Source organism: Nonomuraea sp. NPDC001831 (assembly GCF_042892035.1).
In the GTDB taxonomy this organism is placed as follows: Bacteria; Actinomycetota; Actinomycetes; order Streptosporangiales; family Streptosporangiaceae; genus Nonomuraea.
On record NZ_JBIATU010000030.1, the window covers coordinates 20076 to 40957 of the forward strand.

Here is a 20882-nt window from a genome sequence, read left to right on the forward strand (position 1 = left end):
GAAATCATGGGCCTGAGATGTCCCAATAGTCCTGAAACCGGCCCTGATGATCGTGCACACTGAGTCGTGGAGCGTGCAAGAGAACAGTGACGGAGGGGCAAAGGGTGGCCATAGACCCTCAGCTGCGCGATCTGGCAGCCCGTTCTCCCAACTTCGGCCGACTTCTCAGCTACGAGAAGCTGCTGCTGATCTACGGCGCCGGTGCCGAGTCGGTCGTCTTCACCGATCCCAACATGGCGCTGATCAAGTGCCGACAATTCATCGAAGTGCTGGTCGTTGTGATGCTCCGTAGGGCCGGCATCGCGGTGAGCAGCGACAAGCTCATCGACCGGATCAAGGCACTGCGCTACAACGACGTGATCACTTCGAGTGTCGAGGACGTCTTTCACCAGGTCCGCCTAGCGGGCAACCGCGCGGTGCATGGTCATGCCGACGATGTCGGTACGGCACTGCTCTCGGTGGAAAAGTGTTTCCAGCTTGGACTGCGGCTGCATCGAGCGGCTAGCGGCGAACGTGAGCTCATCGCGTTCGTCGCACCAGCGCCATCTGGAGCGCTAGCGGGAATAGGTATCGCAGCCGAGCTGGCGCGATTCAAGAAGGAGCTATCCGAGGCCAAGCTTGTACTCGACGGCACCCGTACTCGCGAGCAGGCAGAGGCCGAAGCGCGCCTTGCCGCCGAGCAGGAACTACAGCAGGCGCAGGCCGAGAGGGACACGGTCGCGGCCCAAGTCCAGGCCTTGGAGACGCAACTGGCGGTACTGAACGCCGACTTCGAGCGCCGCATCGCCGTGCCTGCGAGGGTTCGCGCGAGCGAGCGGGAAGTGTTCGCACAGCGAGCCCGCCAGGCCGCTCCGCTCACCGAAGCGCAGACCCGTCGCCACATCGACGAGATGCTGAAGGAAGCAGGCTGGATCGTCCAGGACGAAGCTCAGCTCAATGTGGGCGCTGGACGGGGCGTTGTGGTCCGCGAGTTCTCCATCGGTCGCAAGCGCGCAGATTACGTGCTGTACGTGGATGGGAAGATCATCGGTGTCATCGAGGCCAAGCGAGAAGGCACACCTTTGACCGGCGTTGAGTGGCAGTCGGCCGACTATGCCACCGAATTGCCGAGAGAGTTCCGGATGGCGGTCTGGCGGCGGCGCGAGCCGCTCCCCTTCCGGTATGAAAGCACCGGCATCGAGACCCGGTTTACATGCACACTTGACCCCGAGCCCAAATCCCGTCCCATCTTCTCCTTTCACCGCCCAGAGACGATCGCCCGATGGATGGCCGAGGCTGACGCTACTCCTAGCGCACCCACCTTCCGGGCCAGAGTCAGGGCCATGCCCGCGCTAGATGAGGAAGGCCTTCGTACTGCGCAGGCGGACGCGATCAAGGCGGTGGAAACACGTCTAGGCGAAAGCCACCAGCGCGCCCTCGTTCAGATGGCCACTGGCGCCGGAAAGACCTACACAGCGGTAACGCTGTCATACCGACTTCTGAGGTACAGCCGGGCAGCGCGGGTCCTATTTCTGGTCGATCGCAACCACTTGGGGGATCAGGCCAAGGGCGAGTTCGATCGTTACATCTCCACCGATGGCAACCAGACCCTCAGCGAGGACTACAACGTGCAGCGTCTCTCCGGCGGCACAGTGTGGGATTCAGCGAGCGTAGTGGTCACCACCATCCAGAGACTGTATCGGGTGCTCAGTGGTCAGCCGCTTCCACCTGGAGACGCTGACGACAGCGAAATCGACGACTTCGAGCCCCCCAAGCCGATGGACGCGGTTTACAACGCGAAACTGCCCCCGGAGTCCTTCGACTTGATCATCGTGGACGAGTGCCACCGGTCGATCTTTGGTCGATGGCGGGCTGTGCTGGAGTACTTCGACGCTCCGGTCGTGGGTCTAACAGCGACTCCCAGCGCGCAGGCTCTGGCCTTTTTTGGCCATCCGGCCAGCGAGTACACCTACGATCAGTCGGTCGCCGACGCAGTCAACGTCGACTTCGCGGTCTTTCGCGTCAAGACCAAGATTAGCGAGGAAGGATCGACCATCGCCGCTTTGGATGAGGAGGGGACCAAGACGGTCGTGCCCAAACGCGACCGACGCACTCGGATCCAGTGGTACGAGGAATTGGAGGAGGACTACAGCTACGGGGCGCGTGAGATCGGACGTTCGGTGGTTGCTAAGGACCAGATCCATACGGTGATCGCCGCGTACAAGGACTTGGTCGTCCCGCAAATGTTCCCGCTCTATACCCAGACGATTCCCAAAACGCTGATTTTCGCTCAGGACGACACGCACGCCGACGACATCGTGCAGATCGCCCGGGATGTGTTCGGCAAGGGCAACGACTTCTGCGCGAAGATCACTTACAAGTCGAAGCTCGCAGGTGAGGATCCCAAGGACCTTTTGGCCCGGCTGCGCACCAGCCCCGAGCTGCGCATCGCGGTCACGGTTGACATGGTCGCAACGGGCACAGATGTCAAGCCACTGGAATGCGTGTTCTTCATGCGCAGCGTCAAGAGTGCTATCTACTTCGAGCAGATGAAGGGACGCGGCTGCAGAACGATTGACGCCGATGAACTCCAGGCGGTAACTCCCGACCCGAAGGTCCTGTCCAAGGACCGCTTCGTCATCGTGGACGCCGTCGGTGTCACCGACCACCCACTCTGCGATGCCACCCCGCTAAATCGCGACCCGAACCGCAACCTTAGCCTCAAACAGCTCCTCTCCCGGGCGGCCCGACTCTCGCTTGATGAACAGCAGACTGCGACCCTGGCCTCCCGCCTGGACGCGTTGGAGCGTCAGATCGGCGACGCCGAGCGAGAGGAGCTGACACAGGTCGGGCTAGGTACCAGTCTTCGCGACCTCGTACGGCGACTCGCCACCGCAGTCGACGCCCAGGGTTTGGAGGAGACCTTCATCGCCGGCGGAGAGGATGCCGTGGCCGTTCGACTACGCGAGGCCGCGAGTCCGCTGGCCAACAACCCCGAGCTCCGCAACCGGATCACCGAGATCCGTGACCGGCGCGACCAGACGATCGACGAGATCAGTCAGGATCGGGTCACATACGCTGGCGCCGTACCCCGAGAGCAGGTGGCCCGTAACACGGTGGCGTCATTTCGCGCCTACCTGAACGAGCACAAGGACTCGATCGCATTGATCCAGGCCGTCCGCGGTGAGGGTGGGGCGCACCTGTCATGGGCCGAGGTGCGCGAGCTTGCCAACCGTATCAACCGGGTGTCTCTGGTCGGCAACGTCGTTCACCTCTGGGAGTCCTACGTGGACTGCGGCGTGCAGGTGCAGCAGCCCGGGCACAGAGCCAAACTCACCGACCTGGTGGCGATCCTCCGGTTCGAACTCGGGCTCGATACGGAACTGCGCCCGTTCCGCAGCCTCATCGAGGAACGCTATGCCGCCTGGATCGCCCGCAACGAAGCGGCGCAGGGGCCGTTCTCCCCGATGCAGCGGTGGTTCCTCGACAAGCTCTGCGACACCGTCGTGCACAGCGCCGAAATTCCCGATGACGCCCTTGAGTTGGCGCCGTTCGATGTGCACGGCGGGGAGAGCGGCTTCTATGCTGCCTTCGGCGACCGTGCCCAGACCGTTCTCGACGACCTCGCAAGGGATCTCACTGCATGAAGCCTCTGCTTCTGACACCTCCTTCGTGGACATGGGCAACGTTGGGAGAGATCGCTGATGTGGTCGGTGGGGTGACCAAGGACGCGAAGAAGCAGTCTGACCCCGCACTGCCGCTGGTGCCGTATCTGCGCGTCGCCAACGTACAGCGCGGCCACCTCAACGTGACATCGGTAGCCCAGATTCGCGTCCCGCAAGCAACAGCTGAGCGGCTCCGACTCCAACACGGCGACGTACTCCTGAACGAGGGAGGAGATCGTGACAAGCTCGGCAGAGGCTGGGTGTGGGAAAACCAGATCCCTAACTGCATCCATCAGAACCATGTCTTCCGCGCTCGAATCCTAGAAGGAATCCTTCATCCCAAACTTCTTGCCTGGTTCGCCAACGAGTGCGCACAAAGTTGGTTTGAGACGAACGGTACGCAGACGACCAACCTCGCCTCCATCAGCTTGTCCAAGATCAAACAGCTACCCGTTCCTGTCCCGCCTCTGGCCGAACAGGCTCAACTGGTGTCGGCGTTGGAACGTCACTTCTCCTGGCTGGATATCGCTGATGGAGCGATCGACTCTGGGGCACGGAAGCTGAAGCTTCTCATCAAGAAGATCCTCATCGAGGCGGTACCCATCCCCAGCCCACAGCACTGGAGGACGGCCACTGTGAACGAAGTCGGTGCAGTGGACCTCGGCCGTCAGCGACACCCGAACTGGCACGAGGGCCCCAACATGCGGCCGTACCTACGCGTCGCCAACGTTTTCGAGGATCGCATAGACATCTCAGATCTCATGGAGATGGACTTCCCTCCCGAGATCTTCGAACGCTTCCGCCTGTCCGAGGGAGATATTCTGCTCAATGAAGGGCAGAGTCCAGAGTATCTGGGGCGCCCGGCAATGTATCGAGGGATCCCTGAAGAGGTCGCCTTCACCAACAGCCTCTTGCGATTCCGGGCCGGACCTGAGGTCGACCCCGAATGGGCGCTGCTCGTCTTCCGGCGTCATATGCACGCGGGCCGGTTCATGCAGGAGACCCGCATCACGACGAACATTGCCCACCTGTCAGCCAGCCGATTCAAAGGCGTCGAATTCCCCATCCCCCCGCTTGAGGAACAACGCCAAATTGTGGCCAGGGTGACAAACACGCTAATAGAGCTGGGCCGCCTCTCAACCCAGATCAATCAGGCACAGGCTCAGTCGGCTGTGCTTCGCAGAGCGTTGCTCTCAGACGCCTTCGCCGGCGACTTGGTCCCGCAGGATCCGTCGGAGGAGTCTGTAAAAGTGTTGCTCGAACGAATCTGTGCTGACCGGAAGGCTTCGGACGCGAGATCGCCTCGTCATGCGGCTCGCACCAGCCGTACGACGACAGACGCTCGTGTCAAACCAATCGAACTGATGCCAAGCGGCAGCTATACCGGCACTCAGGAGACGCTGTTCAAGCAGGAGGAGTTGCAGCAGTGAGCACGACCACCGGCGACTCGGCGAAGATGCCGGAAGCCCAGGCCAGCGAGGCAAGACTCACCACCAGGGCGCTGGTCGACAAGCTGTGGAGCTATTGCGATGTGCTCCGCGACGCGGGTGTACCGGCCATCGACTATGTCGAGCAGCTCACTTACCTCTTGTTCCTGAAGATGATGGATGAGCAGGAGAAGCGACGGCAGAGGCGTAAGGACAAGCCCAAGCCAATCCTGCCGACCGGGATCGATTGGGATACCTTGGCCAGCAAGAAGGGCGCCCAGCTCAAGAGCTACTACGAGAACGTCCTGGAAGAACTCGGAAAAAAGAAGGGCACATTCGGCCTGATCTTCTCGGGCGCCCAGAACAAGATCCACGAGACAGCGCTGTTGGAGCGGCTGATCCGTGACCTGATCGGCAAAATCGAGTGGTCCCGGGAGGGCGTGGACGTCAAGGGCGACGCCTACGAGGCGCTACTTGCCCGAAGCGTCAGCGACGGTAAATCAGGGGCCGGGCAGTACTTCACTCCTCGTGACCTGATCCAGGTCATGGTCAAGTGCATGCGCCCTACCCTCCAGGACAGCATCGTGGACCCGGCCTGCGGCACAGGTGGATTCCTCCTCGCTGCCCATGACTATCTGCTGGAGCACTATCCGGCCGAGACGCTCGATCCAGACGAGAAGAACCGCATCGTCAAGGGCCGTGCCTTCCGCGGTGTCGAAATCGTCCGCGGCACCGCCCGGCTCGCGGCTATGAACATGTTCACTCACGGCGTCGCGGCCGACGAAACCCACGAGATTATCAAGGTCGGTGATGCGCTCGCAGAGGAACCCGATATGCGCGCCACCCTAGTCCTCGCCAATCCACCGTTCGGCCAGAAGTCGGCGATCAGCACCATCGGTGAGGACGGCAAGGCAGTCCGGGAGAAAGACACCACCTACTCAGGGCGCAGCTTCTGGGTGACTACGAAGAACAAGCAGCTCAACTTCGTCCAGCACATCGCCAAGCTACTGAAGACCGGTGGCCGGGCTGCCGTCGTACTGCCGGACAACGTGCTGTTCGAGGGAGGGGCCGGCGAAAAGATCCGTCGTAGGCTACTCAAGGAGTACGACGTCCACACGCTGCTTCGTCTACCGCCGGGTATCTTCTACGCTGGTGGAGTAAAGGCCAACGTCCTCTTCTTCGAACATCCACGCCCTACCACAGAGCCAGCCACAACTACCCTATGGGTGTACGACTTCCGCACCGGCCTTCCCAACGGCAGGCGCTTCACGCTTAAGCAAAATCGGCTCGAAGAAAAGCATCTGCAGGACTTCCTGGACTGCTATTTGCCCGACAAAAAACGCACTGAGCGCGTCGAGACCGAACGATTCAAGAAGTTCACCTACAAGGAGTTGCTCGAACGCGACAAGGTCAACCTTGATATCACCTGGTCCCGAGAAAGCGATAACGACAGCGAACATCTATCCTCTGGAAATATCGCCCAATCAATTGTCCAAGATCTCAAGATCGCCCTCACTCAACTTGAGAGTATTTCCAATGCTCTCAACGGCACAGCAGATTGACGACTGGAAGCGTTGATCACAGTGACTACGCCAGATAAAACCGGCATGACTCCGGCTCGGAGGACGAGCGGCATCAGCGACGCACAAGCTCCACGATCAGTAGCACAGGTCGCCGCAGCGATTAGACGAGAATTCGACGGTTTAATCTCGTTGGACGACGTGAAAAATCGTGACGCGCGGAGCATAGATCAAGTGTTCCTGTCCCGAGGGTTGGCTGCCCTGTTCGCCCGAAGCCTCACAGGATGTGACTCAGTAACAGCGAGTTCATTTGTAGTAGATGGATGGGATGACTTCGGAATCGACGCGGTGGCCATCTTGGATGGCGCACCGCGTATCTGGCTGATTCAGTCGAAGTGGAGCGATCAGGCGAAGGCTTCAGCCGATATGAACGCCGCGCTGAAATTGGTTGACGGATTCAAGGCCATCAGTCACCGCGAGTATGACTGGCTGAACGACCGCTACCGACCACTCGCAGACCGGATCAACGAGATACTCAACCATCCTCGGGCACATGTCACACTTCTTCCAGTACTCATGGGCCCTACACGCCTAAACGAGCATGTAGAAAAGGTCTTCAAGGACGCTAAGCGCGATTTCAACGTTCCTGATCCAAATCTCCCGTTGGGTTACACAGTGCTCGGGGAAATGGAGGCCCTTCAGATCATCCAGCGCGACTTCGTCGAACAAATCACGTTGTCAATGCCGATGGAGAAGTGGCATCACATCGCCGATCCCTACGAGGCATTCCACGGAATGGTATCCGCCGGAGAGATTGGCCAGTGGTACGCGGAGCATGGAGGGCGACTGTTCGCCAAGAATGTCCGACAGTCCCTCGGATTAACGCCGGTGAACAGCCAGATTATTTCGACGCTTGTCGAACGTCCCGAGGTGTTCTGGTATTTCAATAACGGCATAACCATCCTGTGCGACGAAGTCGCTTCTGTCCCGCTGAGCAGGGGCGCACCGAACGGACCGCGGACGCTAACCCTGACCAACGCCAGTGTGGTCAATGGGGCACAGACGGTGTCGGCTTGCTATGAGGCCATGACCCGCTACCCGGACGCCGGCCTCGGAGCTCAAGTTGCAGTAAAGATCATTTCGACCCTGGGCGGGTTCGAGGACTTCGGTACATCGATCACTAAGGCCGCGAACACACAGAACAACTTTGAGCCCCGCGACTACGCTGCGCTCGATCCGACTCAGGCGCGCATTCGGGACGACTTTCTGCTGACGATCGAGAAGACCTACGCCTTCCAGCGCAGCGAGCTAGACCCTCCACCCGAGTCAGGTTGCTCAATGGTTGAGGCGGGGATGGCCCTACTATGCGCCCACCGTGATCCCGCACTGGCCGTCTGGGCTAGAGCTGACCAGGATGAGGTGTGGCGCCCTGACGGCAAAATTTATCCGCGGTTGTTCGGCAGGCCTCCGGCGGCGGAGAGTATTTGGCGTTCGGTCCAACTTCACCGGGTAGTCCGTGAGGCACTCCACGAGACCAGAAAGAGCCGCCGCGGCAGAGGGGCTTCTGTCGCTGAGCATGGTGATTTGCTGGTGGCCCACATCATATTCCAGCATGTAGGTCTGGGCCATATGGAGGACGAGAGCGACGAGTGGTCAGATGTCCTGCATGAGGTACCGAGGCTAATCGAAGACGTCGTCGATCGTTTGATCTTCCATATCGATGACTTGTTCACAGAGACGTCTTACATTCGCAGTACGTTTGCGAACGTTGAGCGTGGCAAGCAGCTGGTGAAGTTGACTCTCGACGGACTGGCAAGTGGTACTCCAACACCTGCGGTTAAGATCGACTACACAAGTGCCAAGAAGCCGCAGCCGCCCAAGCCCAAGGCCGTCAGCACCCTAGTACAGGCGGGGCGGATTGCCGAAGGAACAACGCTGTCCTTCGCTGTCATCGGGGAGGCTGAGGAACAAGCAATGAGGGGCTGGCTGAATGCCGACCCCAAGAGAAGCCTTGCGACCTGGGTGAATCATCGCTCCAAGCCGCTCCTTTGGGCTGCAGATGGACGGCGCTACTCTCCGACAGGGCTGGTCCAGCACATGTGGAAGCTTGCCGGATGGGAATCAGCACCTGTGACGGTCCGCGGTACCGCCCGATGGTCCGTTCCGGAAGCGGGAAGCCTCGTCTGGTTGGCTGAGCAGATACTCGCTGCCGCGAAGTCAGAGGACGGTGAGGAGGAGTAGTAGTAGCCATAAATGCTGCCGCTTCCGGTGCTCGGCTTGGCGGCCCTGTGCTCCGGGTCGGTCGGTCTGCCACCAGATAACGTGGCCGCTCTCGCCTCGAGATTGGGGACATCTACGGGATGATCTTGCGCAGACTGCTCGCCGCGCAGGCTATTTGCCCAGCTCAAACAGCCAAAGCAAGCGGAGTAGCTCTCGCACTCCTACCGCGGGTGCCGCAGGTTCTTACCCCCGCCGGGCGGTACCTGAGATGTCTCAGCCCCCGAGGGTCCTCGGACCTACGAGTTCAGGTCTTCTCTTGTTTGAGGCTGACAGCCGCGGAGTCGGAGATCAGTAGCGGGGAAGCTATCCAGTGAAGGCATTGCCGCTCCCTACGTACGGTCGTCGACAACAGGATGACATGGGTCTATGGACGTGAGTACGTCCGATGCAGATGTGGAGCGGCGGCGTCCCACGCCTAAGGTGACCACGCCGGAAGGATCGATCCGGTCGCGCGGCATACGTGTGGGCATCGCGCTCACTCCCGCCAGCATGCAGGGCCAGGTAGACGGCCACGGAGATTGCGCAGTATGGAAGAGATTGGTGGCGGTGGTGGTTGTAGGCGCCCCAAATGAACACCTGTAGTTGGGCGAGAGTGGCTGGCTGGGCTGATGGCGAGCCAGCTCCTGGATCAGGTCGATCAGTCAGGCGTGCCGGATCGTTTCTGGCGAGAGTGACTGGTCGCGCGGGACGCCGCCAGGCATCGAGAGTCTAGGACATGGCATGCGATCTCGGCCAAGATTACTTCGGTGACCATCACGACGATGACTTCGACCTTCTCCTCCCGAACAAGCTTGATCGCTCGTCTGGTGTCCTGTGACATGGTCTTCAGCTCGGAGATGCAGCGCTTGGCGCGGCCAGGCCGCCTTCTCTACTAGTCAGGCCTGGTCCAGACTGCGGTCGATGCAGCCTTTCCCGCGCCATAGGTGGGCCATCTGGGCACCGAAGTCCAGGTCCCCAACCAGGCCAGAGACCGCATTGCCCGCTTCGAGCAGGTCCAGCACCTCGCGCCGAACTCCCGCAGAAAGCCCGTCGTCCCATACCGCTTTCCTCTCATCAGACGGAAAAGAAAGTAGTAATGCCACCTCCAGGCCCGAAGCGTTCTCATGTGACGAGACCGAGTAGCTGAAGAGAGTCGGCAGGATCACTGCGGGTAGTGGACGGGCCAGCCCGACGGCCAGGTTGCGCACGGTAGCTACGAGTCGGGGAGCTGTTCCAGTCCGCGCGCGGCACGCGCCCTCGCGACAGGTGACTTCGCGGATATGGTGTAGGGCCTCGATATCCCATTTGGTCGCGGATCAGCGCGGCGAGGCCCGGCACCGAACGTCCGAATAGGCAGCTTAAGAACCGACGCATTCTGCGCGCGAGCACCGTTACAGCACCATCGGTAGCGTCTTTGTGAGGCATTTGCGTCTTTGGGCACAGCGATGTCACGCAGGCATGAAAGGCTCCGCCACATCAAGGCTCCAGTGACCGAGACTCTACCCGCAAACCCCCACTGACGCTTCTCGATGGCTCGCTCATCACCAAGGAAGTTCTGAAGACAGGCGGCCCATAGGACCCAAACAGCTAACTCGGGACATCTCGGCACATATAGTGCACATCGGGAGTAGTTGCTTGGACAGCTTGACCTCGCGCCAATAGGGTCATGACGCTAACATGACGAGGACCAACGTCTACTTGCAGGAGAGCCATGCACTTCCGCTATCCCGCATGCCTGATGCGGCAAACGCCTGAGGCAAAACCGCTAATCCTCTTCTCAGCTCCAGCAACAGAGATCGAGCAATGGGCAGGCGTACCCCAGCGGCAGCGGCTCCATGGCGAAGAAACGGTCGGCTTCCAGCGCGAAGAGAGTCCATCCAGAGTCACCGAAATATCTGCTTTCTTCGACAATCCACACAACATCGTCCAGAATCCGCTACTTGGCGCCCTCCAAAACGCGCAGTCGGTGACTTTCGAGCAAGTTGACGAAGAGCCGAGTATCGGTCACGTCGTCATCGAGTACGACAGTCTCGATGAGCTTAAGCTCTTGGATCTCCTTAGACGACTCCGCCACCGACTAGAGCAACGTCTACCAGGGCTCCTAAACGCGACGATCCCCCAGGATCGTTATCAGCGGACCCTGGCAGAGGCAGCTAAAGAGCATGGGATGCCTCACGATCCAGACACCGATCTGGATGACCTCGATAGTGACGACGATTTCGATCCATCGACAGATGATTCAGACGACATCTCAGGCATCTTGCTCGCCGAAGAAACCAGGATCGTCGACTTCTATATCGAGATTCGGACTCGCATTGCCGCACTCGAAAAATTCCCCCCGGAAGAAGACCCCGATTCAATAGTAGGGTTTACCAAAGAAGCCGTAAAATCCTATCTCCTTCCGGTGGTCCTAGTCGACGGGCAGCATCGCCTTCGTGGAGCAGTCAGGGCGGCCCGAGCGTCGCTCGAGACACCTGATGGAAAGACGCGGCTGATGGAGGCCCTCTTCGGCGAAGATAGCCCTGATCCTGATGAGATTGATCCCGACTCGCTCGCCAGCAACCTCATCCAACACAACGATCGATGGCTTCCCATGTCGCTTCTTATGGATGAAAGCCCCAGCGAACATGTGTTCCAGTTCGTCGTAGTTAATCAGAAGGCTACCCCAATGGGAAAAGCCCTTCTCGGCACCATCGTCTCAACGAGTTTGAGCAAGGAGGAGCTCGAGCCAGTTGCCCAACGACTTAGGAATGCTAAGATCCAGCTAGACGACTCGCGCGCGGTCGCCTACTTGACTCGCGCCGAGGAAAGCCCTTTTGCGAAGCTGGTCCAGACCGGAATCGCTGGCGACAATCCAGAGCATCTTCAATGGACGGTACTTAAGGGTCTCGTTCAAATTTTCCGTGAACTTACAGGCGGAAAGCTGTATGGCCAGAAGAACGATTATGCCAGAAAATGGCGACGCGAATTGCTTCCTCAAAGCGAGCTGGTATCCGAAGGGGATACAGACGAGGCCAAATTCGAGATATGGAGCAGGGCAGATGGCCCCTGGCGCCCAGTCTTCATACGGTTCTTCTCTCTCGTAAGAGATAAATTCGGTGTGATCGATGACATGCGAGCCCCTAATGCATGGGGAAGCAGTAGAGGAAACCTCTTCAACATGGTCAGCCTCACGATCTTGGCGGCTGATTACTTCGAGTATCTCTGCATGCGCAAAAGGACGCTTAATCACATGGCCGACGTGGATGCAACATTCGAGGACTGGCTCGACGGGGCCAAAGACTCCTATTTTGCGCGCGAATGGCCACTACCCACAGGTATGAAAAAGGATCAGCGGCCCGTGAAGGTGAAGTGGGCATCCCTATGGTCGGAATATAGGCGCGATCCATCCGCTGGCCTTCCCAAGGTCAACGAGTACGTCCCCAAGTAGAAGCCATGCAGTCGAATCAAGTGCGGGGCTTCCTCCGTTCTCTGGAGGAGCTTGATAGGAATCGCTGGGACCGTAAGGCACTTCAAGAACTCGCGAGACTTAAGGTGCCAAACCAGATGCTTGGGCCGAAACAGTTACTCCTAGAAGCTGATGTAACTGTACTTCACGCCTGGTGGTTCATCGAGAGCGTAGCCGATCTGGCTATTTATGTGAACGATGAGAGTAAGCATATCCTTCATCTAGGAATTGAGATCCTCCGCGAGATCCGACGCCGCTATCCAACCCTTCCACTCAACGAGGTCAAGCAGCTCGCCGCAACAATCACTGAGATAGCTTGGGGAGAAATCCTACAGCGCCGTGCGAGGAAGAGACACAGCATCACGCTCGCCGACAGGAGGTTTCTCTGGTCCAATGCGCAACCAGACCCTCGATGCTATCTTTGTGGCTACCGATTCTCTCCCCAGGCTGGTGCGCGTCTTACAAGATCAGGCCTTAACGCCCCCATCGCTGATCCCCTGTTCGTGGACTTCACACGACCGCGTGGCCTGAATCAACGGGACCTTAGGATAGAGGTAGACCATGTACGGCCGGTCACAGCCGGGGGTTTGACTGACATCAGCAATCTGCGGCTAGCTTGCGGCTGGTGCAATCGCGTTAAGAGCAAATATGGCAGCTTGTACGATGTGGGCTCTTGGGCTCTAGGAAAGATCCTAAACCCACACCTGGGATGGGTGACAGTTCCTCAGCCCTTCTGGGTCTTACGCCTGGTTAGCATGACAGGCTATTGCGAAGAACCATCTGGCTGTAGCGCGACCTTGGATACACACGAACTGTTCGCGGGACCACACAATGCTCGTGGCGCCCTAAACCCAGCAAACTTTGCCGTCTACTGTTCCGACCACGATCCATGGGCTTATGAGAGATACGTATCACTTTCAGTTGCAAGGTCACGCACCTGAAGGAAGGTTGACAATAGTGCTCTACTCGCTAACGCAATAGCGCCGTCAATCTACGACTTGCCGTCTCATTTTCCGACACTAGTGATCTCGCTTCCACCAAGTGGTAGGCAACCATGAGCTTGCAGCTAACTTCGAAGAGACTCGGATGGTTATTGGGACTCAGCGATCGAAGGCACAGCTAGAGTTGGCCGGAACTGGTCCCTCACTTTGTGAAGTCACTCTTTCGAGCCGCGAGCGAGACCAAGCTGCATCAGTAGCGGCTTGCCCGGCTACTTCGAGCGGGTCCCGGTGGCGATGCAGGCGCGCAGGGACGTGGGTGACGAGATCGGTAAGACGGCGAGCGCGCCCCCTCGGGCGCACCGGAATAGGACAGGTGTGCGCCGGCCCGACCATGCGCAGAAGGGGCCCACCCGGTGGGCGCAGGGTGCCTCGGTTAACCATGGGTTGGAGATTCCTGCAGCAAGTTGACCACACCAAGACTCATTTAGGTTGTGAACAGGGCAGTAAGCCGCTGATGACGGGTGATAACCGGTCGAAGAGCAGGACAGAATCGCGCTCTGCCGCCTGAGGCTGGATCGGAACCGAGTAGCTCGTCTCGGTAGTGCCGCCCCGACCCGGTGCTGGCCAACGCAGCGGCCACCAACAAGACCAGCCAAGGTTACCTGCGCCGAGCCGGAACAGGATCTTCCAGGTCTTCAAGGTGGCGACGGCGCGTTCCCCGCAGGCGCGGATGCGGGCGTGGGTACGGTTGACCGAGCGCTGGTGGCGTAAAAGTGGCGGACGCAGCCGATGGCCTTTGAACGGGGTACGGATGCTGCCGCCCGCGCCTTGATGGCCCTTGTCGGCGAAGGTCTTCACCCCTGCCGTGGTCAGCGCGTCGATCAGGCCGGTGGCGCGGGCCGCGGTCAGGTCGTGCGTGGCACCGGGCAGCGCGGGCGAGGCCCAGATGAGCCGGCCGGTGGGATCGGCCAGGACCTGCACGTTGACGCCGTGGCGGCGGTGTTTCCCGGAGTAGTACGGGCGCTCGTCGGCCAAGCGGTCGATGGGAATCAAGGTGCCGTCCAGGATGACGTAGGCCAGTCGACCGGCGCGTAAGACGGCGGTATGGACGTCGTCGGCGAGCGTGGCGAGCAGAGCAGATCGGCTGTTTCGCGGACGTAGCGCCAGGCGGTGGTTGGGCCGACACTAAGCCGGCGGCCAGGCGGGCGTAGGTGTCGCGGTTGCGCAGGTGGGCAAGTACGAGCAGAGCCTGCCGGGATGGGTCCAGTCGTCGCCACCGGCAGCGCCGCTCGCCCCGCTGAGCGCGGATCAGTGTCGCCAGGCGGGTCAGGGTGTGATTGGACAGCGGGATCGCGGCACGGAACGAGGCTCTCCGGTAGAGGCATCGGATCTTGGTCGACTGCTGTCTTACCGGGAGCCTCTTCTCATGCCAACCGCCTCAGTGCTGTACCTGCCGACCGGTGCGATCAGGTTGGAGATGCCTCAATGTTGCTGCTCTCAACAAGGAGGCTTTTTCATCCCCTGGCGGCAGGGCGCTGGTCACAGCCTGATCGCGAGCTTGGCGATCGCCTGACGACGTAAGAAACCCCTGGTAGATGGATTGATCACCACAACCAGATCCGTCACAACCAGGGGCCTCGGATGCTGTTTTATCGTGCCGCCGTCGATTTGTCGCGTTCAACGCTGAACTACGTCGCCGGAGTGATCCGCCGGCATCGTAAGGCGATCAAGTCGGCCTGGCGGCTGCTCAACCCGGGGACAGCAGGCCCTGCTGGTGCTGGTTCACCTGCGCAAGGGGGAGACGTTCACCGAGCTGGGGCCGGGTTCGGCGTCTCCACCGCGACCGCCTGGCGGTATGTGGAGGAGACCGTGATGCTGCTGTCGGCGCGTTCGCCCAAGATCGGGCAGGCGCTGCGCAAGGCCCGCCGCGATGGGGTGCACTACCTGGTGCTGGACGGCACGCTGATCCGCACCGACCGGGTCGCCGCCGACCGCCCGTACTTCTCCGGCAAGCACCGCGTGCACGGGATGAACATCCAGGTGATCGCCGCACCGGACGGGGCGATCCTGTGGACCTCAGGGGCACTGCCGGGCAAGGCGCACGATCTCAGCGCTGCCCGGATCTGGGGCATCCTGAGGGAGCTGGAACGGGCCGGGATCGTTGTCTTGGCGGACAAGGGCTACCAGGGTGCCGGTGGTCCGGTTATCACGCCCTACAAGGGCAGAGATAAGCCCGCCTCTCAGAAGCGTGCCAACCGATCACACGCCCGCCTTCGCGGTCCAGGCGAACGTGCCAACGCCCAGCTCAAGACCTGGCGCATCCTGCGGAAGCTCCGCTGCTGCCCACTCAAAGCTGGGCACCTCTGCAAGGCCATCGCTCTTCTGCAGAACTACGAAGTCGCCCGAGGATGAAAAGAGGTCAAGGAATCCTCAGCCAAGCAGCCCTGTTCAGATTGAACGAGAGCTCTGTTACTCAAGCTCTCGGCTCGCCTTCAGCATGGAATCTGAACGCAGTACGGCTCTCCGTTCGCCAGCCTACTCGCAGACGCTGGCAAGGTCTTCGTAGTTTAGGCGAGGTTAAGTCCCGCTTGGTGGGTAGATCAGGCGATGCTTGATCTACCACCATGCCGACCGAAGCGCGTCTATCTAATGACGGTAGCAACGAGGTCTTCGATGGACTTCATATCCGTTCGTCCGGATAGATATCCGATCCCCCGATGCAGATGAATACTCAGCAGCCGGGCAATCACTTCATCACTCGGCTGCTCCCCTTCCGCAACACAGCGCTGCCGCAGCAGCGCCAGGTACAGATCCCTCTGATCTCCCGCGAATGTACGCCACGACATCTCGAGATTTGAATCAGCCACGATATCTCGAACCAGCGGGGTACTCTCATCAGCGAGCGAGGTAGCCAGCGCCCACCGGCATAGCACATTCCACGTCTTGATACCTGTGACCCGCTTCAGCTTGATGAGCTGGTCCTTGGCCGGCTGCGACAACCGGATTGTGTCAAGCGACATAGCGTGTCTTCCCCCACCCGTAACCACGCTCGACGGTGGTAGTGAACGTTGTGTCGTCATGCACAAGCGTGTATGTCTGTGCGATCGACGGGATGAGGCTCTTCAAGAGATCGTCAGTGATCTCTTCATCGGTTGAAAGCAACAAGACTTGGTGGCTTGCTTGCGGGAAGTATCGGGTGACCAAGTTCTGGCGATGGCGACTGTCCAGGCGGCCCAGCGGAGTGTCGATTACACTCGGTAGACGGTTTCCGGCGACTCGTGCCAGTCCCCAGAGCAGAGATACTGCGAGAAGTTGCCGCTCACCCGCGCTCAGGCGTGTGGGATTGAGTTCCTCGCCGTCTTCGTTGATCAGTACCAGCGTGAACTTACTTGTGTCGATGCGGAGGTCCTTGACTAGCCCGTCTTTCCGCATGAGACGGGTGAAGCTATCCAGTACGGCGACCTCAAGACGGTTGATGTGTCTCTTGAGGAGAAGCTCGCCGAACTTCTCGAGCGTGTTGCGTGCGCGCTCGGAATAGGAGACGACGCGCGAGCGATGCTCTATCTTCGCGATGTCGATGGCTCGTTTGCTATATGCGCGATCACGAGCTGTCACGAGCTGTTCATGCTCACGAGTGTGGGCGGCATGTGCCTCTTCTACTGCCCGCAGCTCGCGCTCTAGGTCAGTGACCTTCTGCCGCGCCTTCTCCTGCTGGGCGATCAGGTCCGCGATGGCGTCCTCGGCGGGGACGCCGGCGAGCTGTCGGTCAAGGGTGTCCAGCTGGCGGCGAAGGTCCGCAGACTCGGCCAGCAGTTCGCGCCCTCGGTGCGTCTCGGCCGCGAGAACTGAATCAAGGAGCTGGAGCTGCTTGATTCCGGTGGAGGACATCTGGATCGGCTTAGGAGTCTCGGCCTTAGAGCTCCACGTGGACCTGTCCTTCTCCAGGAACTCCGCCACCTGCTTGAGCGCGGTCGTGTCCTGCGCCTCGCCGAGTAGGGCGAGGAGCTTTGTATCCCTCTCCTGCAAGGCACCGAGCATCTGCTCTGCACGAGTTGCTTCCTGCTCCCTTTCGACCTGCGACTTAAGCGCAGCGAATCGAGACTGAAGGAGAAGGAGAGGCAGTGGGCCTGCGGCCACGGCGCTGGCCAGAGTTTCCCTTACGGCAGCAAGTCGTCTTTCAGCCTGGTCCCTGTGGGCCTGCAGCTCAGCACGACGCTGGAAAAGGTCTCCTCCCTGCTTCGCGAACTTGGTCTCAATGTCCTTGAGCTCCTTCTTCGCATGCAGGAGATCTGCCCTGACCGCCGCTACATGCTGTAGGGCATCAGCTTTGGCCAGCTCGGTCTCTTCTAGCTGAGCTTCGATGGCAGCGATCTGTCCGAGGACCGCCTCGTCCTGCTCGGTGACCTTCTGACGGCGCTGAAGGGCCAGCAGGTCCGTCCGTAGCTGCTCGACCGTGCTCACTCCAAGAAGAGACTGCACAGCTGACTCGATGACGGGGGCCGCGCGCTCCGGATCCGCGAGTGACTCGATCTTTTCACCGTCAAAGAAGAACAGCGACGCGACTTCGAGAGGGAGGAGATCCTCTACGTAGTTCGCCCATGTTTCGCTGATGGCCCTGTCGTATTCGCCGTTCACGAATACTTCGAGTGACTCTGGGACGGTTTTTCCGGAGATTTTCCAGTATCGCTCGATCCGGTAGTGCCGCTGTTCTCCCTCAATGGTTGTCGAGAACCAGAGCTTCACACCAGCTTGCTTAGGGGTTGCCTGGCGGTTCACGCTGTCGCGCAGAAATGCCTCGTAGGAGCGGTTACCTCGCCCACTGCATCGTGCGCGGGCGCCATAGAGCGCCAGCTGGATGGCATCAAGCAGTGTTGTCTTACCGCATCCGTTGAGTCCGCCGATCAGAATGATAGGCCGGCCTGGCTTAGGAGACAGCGACAGGCTTTGCTTACCCTTGTATGCGCCGAAGTTCTCTAGCGTGATTTCATGCAAGAGCATCGGGGCTCACTTCATCCAGTCCGGGCAGTCGTGGGGCGATCTTGTTTTGGTGGTTACGGCGAGCGAGCTCTAGCGCATCTTCTGCATCCACGTAGTATCCGCGCTTGATAGTACTTTCGAGCGCGTCGAAAAGCCCAGAACGGCGGGTCATCGTCCGGAAGTTTCGTTCAACCGACAGCAGCTCGCGCATTGTCTTGAAGTGGAGATCGTCTCCATCGCAGACCTCTAGCAGCAGTTCAACCTCATCGGCCGCCACTGCCAGGTGCTGGTCTAGCGGTTCACCAGGGAAGTCTTCTCCGATCTCCTCTTTGTAGATGCGGGGAAGCGAATCTTCGATCTCGTGCTTCTCGAAGACCCAGATACGCCGGATCTCATGGAGCTCGTCCATGGTGATCAGCTCGATCCCTTGGACGTACTCTGGCGCGTTTTCCCTGATCCAAGCCTGAGCGTTCAGGAGCTTCCGCAGCCAGTCTTCGCGCGCCTTTTGTGTGTAAGGTCCGGGAATATTGCGATCGCCCACCAGCTGGATGGTGCCATTCATCTTGCGGAAGTCGCGCAAGTGACTGTTTTCGGGCACGTCAAGCTCGTCACGAAGCTCCAGGAGCGGGAGCATCCACCCCTTCTCTTCGTCATTCTGGATCATGGCTGACATGGACTTGTCTTTGTCCACGAGAGTGCAGGTCCAGCAACCGAAACGACTATCCCCGCAGGAGGGCGTGGTGTTATCGACCACTAGCGGGCATTCGCCGTCACTTGATGCACCTTGGTACATCGTAAGGAGATCCTTGTTGGGATGACCCCAAGGGTTAGGTTGCTGCATCAGGAAGGTCCACACCTCGTCGTTGCTCCAGGCTTCGACCGGGCTATAGACGAGTGAGTTCGGTAGATTTCCGTTGGGCGAGAGACGCTCACGAACCCGCCGCTTCTCATGGCGTTCCATCACGCGTGCACGTGCTTGACTTTCCGCCTTCCTGATGCCCAAGACCAGAATGGCCTCGCCGTGGTCATGAACCACTCTTCTGATAAAGGAGTTCGAAGGGCGAATCTTTAGGCGTTCGGTGCACCAACGGAACTTTGGGCTAGGAGCTGGGTAGCCCTTTCCGATGAGCCCTACCCAGAACGTGTCCTTAACCTCAGGCGTCAGCCTATTAGGCTGAATGGGCAGTTGCTGCGCTTCCGCAGCTTTGCGCATGGTTTCGAGCGATTGGGTAACCCATGCAGCAACGACAGGGTTTTCCACCAAGGTGTCGGTGCTGATGACATAGACCGGCTTGGTGCGTTGCTCCAGCTCGAGCCCTTGCAAGGCCATCCATACGAGCTGAAGGACGGCTGTGGAGTCTTTGCCTCCGCTGTAACCCACGACCCAGGGAACCTGGTCAGCTAGGTAGAGTTCTCGAATTTCTGCGGTGAGCTCGCTCACAACGGTGGCAAGACCGCCCTGGCCTTCGAACGGAACGGTCCGCCGGGTCGGTGTGTTCAGCATGACGACACTAGGTGTCGGGGTGCTCATCGCTCTCCTCGTTGGTAAGCGGCTTCGGCCTGCTGCTCCTCGATGCTCAGTTCGAGACCAAGTTGCTGTCGAAGATAATTCACTGTGAGTACGACATTTTGGTGATTCTTCGAGACCCGGCCGCCGATGATCGCGCGCCCTTCCCAGTCAGGGTTGGTACGCGACCAGTCGACGTCCTGCAGCGGCGCGAGCCGAGGCTTCCACTCTTCTGGATCAAGCGATTCTCGTAGCAGTGTGTTCCCGAGGAGGCCTAGTGCGTGGAGCGCGATGCCGTGTGTGTGGAGGTACTGCTTGCGCATCTCAGCAGCTGACAGGGCGCGTCCGCGGACCTCGCGCCAGTCTGGAATCAGCTCGTCGACGGCTTCCCAGAAGCTCCATGCAAGGCTCTCCCCCTGCTTACCTTCCACTTCGAGCCCCTGGAGCAGGGCGCTGGTGGCCGAGTACAGTGCGCTCAAGGTGAAGAGCCTGCGCGATCGTGCCGAGAGAGTGCTGCTCTCCATCTCGACATAGTTTCTAAACACTGGGCATTTCAGTGCCAGCAGCCGTGTGAGCTGGGAGAGCTCGTCCCTGTGGTCATAAAGCACGCCGATGGATCGTGCAGGGCGTACCGCATGGCGGTTGAGATCGGCGAACATCTGCTGGCTGCGCTCAAGGCCGGCGTCGTGGAAGAAGACGACAGCGATTGTCTCGTCACCTAGCGGCGGATTTTCTCTGAGTGCGGCTTCGATGGCGGCTCGACGATGCTGTCCGTCGTTGATCAGAAAGCGCGATGCCATGGGGATGTGGAGCTGCCCCACCCTCATCCCAGGGCCTTGATCGGAAACCCCAATAAACCGCATCGATCCATCGACTGATGCGGTAAGCGCGCTAAACACGTAATCGTCTGGATTTTCCAGGATATAGCGTGCAAGTGCTGGGACACGACCTTTATTCAGGACCCGTTGCGCCCTGACCTCGGGCGCGAGCTCGTCCTCATCGAACAGAAAGATCTTGGGGATGAGACGCAGAGGACACATGGAGACGTAGTACTCACGCCCTGCCTGCACGCCCCGGATCGCTGGGAAGATGTACTCGAAGCCCGCAGTCGTCGCGTCTCCATCTTGTCGCCCCAGCCCGTGTGTTCCCACCCGACACA

11 protein-coding genes and 2 pseudogenes are annotated in these 20882 nt (G+C 59.7%); 7 read left to right on the plus strand and 6 right to left on the minus strand.

The genetic code is table 11. From position 1 onward, the window contains the following. The first annotated feature begins 104 nt into the window (after positions 1-104). The 4 genes from ACFYYW_RS47640 to ACFYYW_RS47655 all read left to right on the plus strand — a co-directional run bounded on the left by ACFYYW_RS47640 (position 105) and on the right by ACFYYW_RS47655 (position 8832). Entirely contained in the window at positions 105-3626 is a 3522-nt protein-coding gene (locus tag ACFYYW_RS47640; protein ID WP_387660837.1) for a DEAD/DEAH box helicase family protein, read from the plus strand. After that, entirely contained in the window at positions 3623-5074 is a 1452-nt protein-coding gene (locus ACFYYW_RS47645; protein WP_387660840.1) for a restriction endonuclease subunit S, read from the plus strand. Before ACFYYW_RS47640 ends, ACFYYW_RS47645 begins: the two co-directional genes overlap by 4 nt. After that, complete coding sequence (locus tag ACFYYW_RS47650) at positions 5071-6633, plus strand: N-6 DNA methylase (protein WP_387660843.1); 1563 nt, start codon at positions 5071-5073, stop codon at positions 6631-6633. The genes ACFYYW_RS47645 and ACFYYW_RS47650 overlap by 4 nt, the downstream gene beginning before the upstream one ends. A 306-nt stretch (positions 6634-6939) precedes the next feature. Beyond that, complete coding sequence (locus ACFYYW_RS47655) at positions 6940-8832, plus strand: AIPR family protein (RefSeq protein ID WP_387660846.1); 1893 nt, start codon at positions 6940-6942, stop codon at positions 8830-8832. 914 nt (positions 8833-9746) lie between these two features. Here ACFYYW_RS47655 and ACFYYW_RS47660 read toward each other — a convergent pair. After that, positions 9747-10058 carry a hypothetical protein gene (locus ACFYYW_RS47660; protein WP_387660849.1) on the minus strand — a complete coding sequence of 104 codons (312 nt, stop codon included), beginning with the start codon at positions 10056-10058 and terminating at the stop codon, positions 9747-9749. 503 nt (positions 10059-10561) lie between these two features. Between ACFYYW_RS47660 and ACFYYW_RS47665 the strand changes: the two genes are divergently transcribed. After that, a complete protein-coding gene (locus ACFYYW_RS47665) occupies positions 10562-12280 on the plus strand; it encodes a hypothetical protein (RefSeq protein WP_387660852.1) in 1719 nt (572 codons plus the stop codon). A gap of 116 nt (positions 12281-12396) precedes the next feature. After that, on the plus strand, positions 12397-13239 hold the full coding sequence (locus tag ACFYYW_RS47670) for an HNH endonuclease (protein ID WP_387660892.1): 843 nt from the start codon (positions 12397-12399) through the stop codon (positions 13237-13239). 669 nt (positions 13240-13908) lie between these two features. On the opposite strand, the pseudogene ACFYYW_RS47675 reads toward ACFYYW_RS47670, so the two are convergent. Then, a pseudogene (locus ACFYYW_RS47675) lies at positions 13909-14629 on the minus strand (transposase family protein); the annotation flags it as partial. Positions 14630-14880: 251 nt separating this feature from the next. On the opposite strand from ACFYYW_RS47675, the pseudogene ACFYYW_RS47680 reads away from it, so the two are divergent. Continuing rightward, positions 14881-15651 (plus strand): annotated as a pseudogene (locus ACFYYW_RS47680) (transposase family protein). Positions 15652-15881: 230 nt separating this feature from the next. Here the strand turns inward: ACFYYW_RS47680 and dndE are convergent. From dndE to dndB, 4 genes are read right to left on the minus strand one after another with little or no spacing between them, the layout of a single operon-like run. Next, a complete protein-coding gene (gene dndE / locus ACFYYW_RS47685; RefSeq protein ID WP_387660855.1) occupies positions 15882-16259 on the minus strand; it encodes a DNA sulfur modification protein DndE in 378 nt (125 codons plus the stop codon). Further along, the gene (dndD, locus tag ACFYYW_RS47690; protein ID WP_387660858.1) at positions 16249-18237 is read right to left on the minus strand and encodes a DNA sulfur modification protein DndD; all 1989 of its coding nucleotides are present in this window, start codon (positions 18235-18237) and stop codon (positions 16249-16251) included. The genes dndE and dndD overlap by 11 nt, the downstream gene beginning before the upstream one ends. Continuing rightward, positions 18224-19747, minus strand: coding sequence for a DNA phosphorothioation system sulfurtransferase DndC (gene dndC / locus ACFYYW_RS47695; protein ID WP_387660861.1), 1524 nt, complete (start codon positions 19745-19747; stop codon positions 18224-18226). Before dndC ends, dndD begins: the two co-directional genes overlap by 14 nt. Next, on the minus strand, positions 19744-20874 hold the full coding sequence (gene dndB / locus ACFYYW_RS47700; protein ID WP_387660864.1) for a DNA sulfur modification protein DndB: 1131 nt from the start codon (positions 20872-20874) through the stop codon (positions 19744-19746). Before dndB ends, dndC begins: the two co-directional genes overlap by 4 nt. Positions 20875-20882 lie beyond the last annotated feature (8 nt).

What these genes read in the sequence shown, in the direction of transcription:
- ACFYYW_RS47645 (WP_387660840.1), top strand. Translation starts at nt 3,623, where the DNA reads ATGAAGCCTCTGCTTCTGACACCTCCTTCGTGGACATGGGCAACGTTG.
- ACFYYW_RS47665 (WP_387660852.1), top strand. Translation starts at nt 10,562, where the DNA reads ATGCACTTCCGCTATCCCGCATGCCTGATGCGGCAAACGCCTGAGGCA.
- ACFYYW_RS47670 (WP_387660892.1), top strand. Translation starts at nt 12,397, where the DNA reads ATGCTTGGGCCGAAACAGTTACTCCTAGAAGCTGATGTAACTGTACTT.
- dndE (WP_387660855.1), bottom strand. Translation starts at nt 16,259, where the DNA reads ATGTCGCTTGACACAATCCGGTTGTCGCAGCCGGCCAAGGACCAGCTC.
- dndD (WP_387660858.1), bottom strand. Translation starts at nt 18,237, where the DNA reads ATGCTCTTGCATGAAATCACGCTAGAGAACTTCGGCGCATACAAGGGT.
- dndC (WP_387660861.1), bottom strand. Translation starts at nt 19,747, where the DNA reads ATGAGCACCCCGACACCTAGTGTCGTCATGCTGAACACACCGACCCGG.